Annotated in this window: 1 protein-coding gene and 1 pseudogene; both read right to left on the bottom strand. The window is 71.8% G+C overall.

All coding sequences use genetic code 11. The features are described 5' to 3' along the window. Positions 1–2,488, bottom strand: a 2,488-nt coding sequence (locus DBR36_RS10995; RefSeq protein WP_108319331.1) for an ATP-dependent Clp protease ATP-binding subunit, incomplete at its 3' end; no start/stop codon positions are given. A 98-nt stretch (positions 2,489–2,586) separates the two neighbouring features. Then, positions 2,587–2,919, bottom strand: a pseudogene (locus tag DBR36_RS17755) (hypothetical protein); the annotation flags it as partial.

The following is a 2,919-nucleotide window of genomic DNA, read 5'->3' as shown; positions in this document are numbered from 1 at the left end:
TGCCGGAGGCGGTGGCATCCACCGTCACCCGACCGCCGTCGGTCAGCTCGCCCGACACGAACAGGTCGGCGATGCGGTCGTCGACCTCGCGCTGGATCGTGCGGCGCAGCGGTCGCGCTCCGTACTCGGGCTCGTAGCCGACCTCGGCCAGGCGGTCGATCGCGGCATCCGTCACCTCGATGTCGACCTCGCGCGAGGCCAGGCGACGCGAGGTCGCTGCGAGCAGCAGCCGCACGATCCGGCGCAACTGCGCCTTCTCGAGCTTGCGGAACAGCACGATGTCGTCGATGCGGTTGAGGAATTCCGGCCGCATCGCCTCGCGCAGCTTGCCCATCACTCGATCGCGCAGGTCGTCGTCGGCGAAGTCGCGCCCCGTCGTGGTGAAGCCGATGGCTCCGGACCGGGATGCCAGCACCTCGGCGCCCAGGTTCGAGGTCATGACGATCACGGTGTTGCGGAAGTCGACCGTGCGTCCCTGACCGTCGGTGAGGCGTCCGTCGTCGAGCACCTGCAGCAGCAGGGTGAAGACGTCCGGGTGGGCCTTCTCGATCTCGTCGAACAGGACGACCGCGTAGGGGTTGCGGCGGACGCGCTCGGTGAGCTGGCCGGCCTCGTCGTAGCCGACGTATCCGGGAGGGGCACCGATCAGCCGCGACACCGTGTGCCGCTCACCGAATTCGCTCATGTCGAAGCGGATCACGGCGCCGTCGTCGTCGAAGAGCGACCCGGCCAGGGCCTTGGCGAGCTCCGTCTTGCCGACGCCGGTCGGGCCGAGGAACAGGAACGATCCGACCGGACGGTTTTCGTCGCCCATCCCCGTGCGGCTCCGGCGCACGGCCTTGGCGACGGCGGCGACCGCGTCGTCCTGCCCGATGACGCGGGCGTGGAGCTCGGTCTCGAGGTCGGCGAGGCGTCCGCGCTCGGTGGCGGTCAGGCGAGCGACGGGGATGCCGGTGGCACGGCTGATGACCGCGGCGATCTCGGGCTCGTCGACCACCGCCGCGGCGCGGGGCGCGTGGGTGGCGTCGTCGAGCCGCGCCTGCACCGAAGCGATCTCGTCGCGCAGGCGCGAGGCCTCTTCGTAGTGCTCGGCGGAGACGGCGGCGTTCTTGTCGGCCTCGAGCACGGCCAGGCGCTCCACGAGCGCGGTGGTGTCGACCGTGACGCCCAGGCGCAGTCGCAGCCGCGCCCCGGCCTGGTCGATCAGGTCGATCGCCTTGTCGGGGAGCACGCGGTCCGAGAGGTACCGGTCGCTCAGCTCGACCGCGGCGCGCAGGGCGTCGTCGGTGTAGGTGACGGCGTGGTGCTCTTCGTACGCCGGACGCAGGCCGCGCAGGATTTCGACGGCATCCGTCAGCGAGGGTTCGCCCACCCGCACGGGCTGCAGGCGCCGCTCGAGGGCGGGGTCCTTCTCGATCGTGCGGTACTCGCGCAGGGTCGTCGCACCGATCAGGTGCACGTCGCCGCGCGCGAGACGCGGCTTGAGGATGTTGCCGGCGTCCATCGAGCCGTCACCGGTGCCTCCGGCACCGACGAGCGTGTGAACCTCGTCGATGAAGACGACGAGCTTGTCGGATGCCGCGATCTCGTCCATCGTCTGGGTGAGGCGCTCCTCGAAGTCGCCGCGGTAGCGGGCGCCGGCGAGCATGGCGGCCAGGTCGATCGAGACGACGCGGGTGTCGCGCAGCTGCTCGGGCACCTCGTTCGCGACGATGGCGCGCGCGAGTCCCTCGACGACGGCGGTCTTGCCGACGCCGGCCTCGCCGATCAGCACGGGGTTGTTCTTGGTGCGGCGGCTGAGGATCTCGATGGTCTGCTCGATCTCGTCGGCGCGGCCGATGACCGGGTCGAGTTCGCCGGCGGCGGCGCGCGCGGTGAGGTCGGTGCCGAAGCGGTCGAGGTTCGGGGTGGTGGTCGCACCCTCCGCGGGACCCGGGGCCTCGGTCTCGCCGATGACCGTCTCGCGAACGCCCTGCGTCAGCGCTTCGGCGGTGACGCCGGCCTGCGCCAGGATCTGTCCGGCGGGCGCGTCCTGCGCGAGGACGAGCGCGAAGAACAGGTGGTCGGGGTCGACGTAGGTGGACCCCGCGGCGCGGGCGACCTGGAAGGCGTGGAACAGCGCGCGCTGCACCGAGCCGGCGACGACGGCACCGTCGACGTGCGCGGGGGCACCGGCGGCGGGCAGACGACTCTCGGCCGCGCGGGCGATGGCGGCCGGGTCGGCGCCGAGGCGCGCGACGGCGTCCTTGGCGGGCGAGCGCCCGACGAGCACGTGCAGCACGTGCAGGGCGTCGAGTTCGCGCTGGCCGCGGCCGAGGGCGAAGCGACCGGCCTCTTGCAGAGCGTCCTGCGTGCGGGCGCTCAGGAACCGGCTGAGGTCGATGGAGCGCTCGGCACGCGCCTGCTCGCCCGCAAGGTAGCGCGCGAGGAACTCGTCGAACGACTGGGCGCCATCTTCCCCGGCGCCGGGGGTGAAGTTGTCGGGCAATTCCGTCTCCTGTGATACGTGAGTGCGGTTGACTCAAGTTTGCAACTTGAGCACCGTCGTATCAAGTTCAACGCACACCCTCCGGGGGTATTCCCGGCTCAGCCGCGCAGCGTCGGATCGGCCTCGTTCCACAGCTCGACGGTCTGCACGATCCAGAACACCGAGAACAGCAGCAGCGCGACCGCCTCCCCCACCAGCACCACCGGGAAGCCCGACCGGTCGACGCCCGTCACGATGCCGACCACCAGCAGGATCAGCGTCACCGCGATCGCCACCGCGACCGCCGCGTACGCCCCGCGCACCCGTGGGCCCCCATGACCCGAGGGGTGCGGACGCCACGCCGCCACCCCGGCGACGGCCGAGACGATCGCGAAGAACGCCACCGCCGCCACCTCGTGCGCCGCCGCGAGGAACGCCGACGGCGCCGCCAC

This window comes from Microbacterium sp. HMWF026, assembly GCF_003061325.1.
Taxonomy (GTDB): Bacteria; Actinomycetota; Actinomycetes; order Actinomycetales; family Microbacteriaceae; genus Microbacterium; species Microbacterium testaceum_E.
Note: the sequence above shows the minus strand (reverse complement) of the source record. Positions and strands in the feature narration are given on the sequence as shown.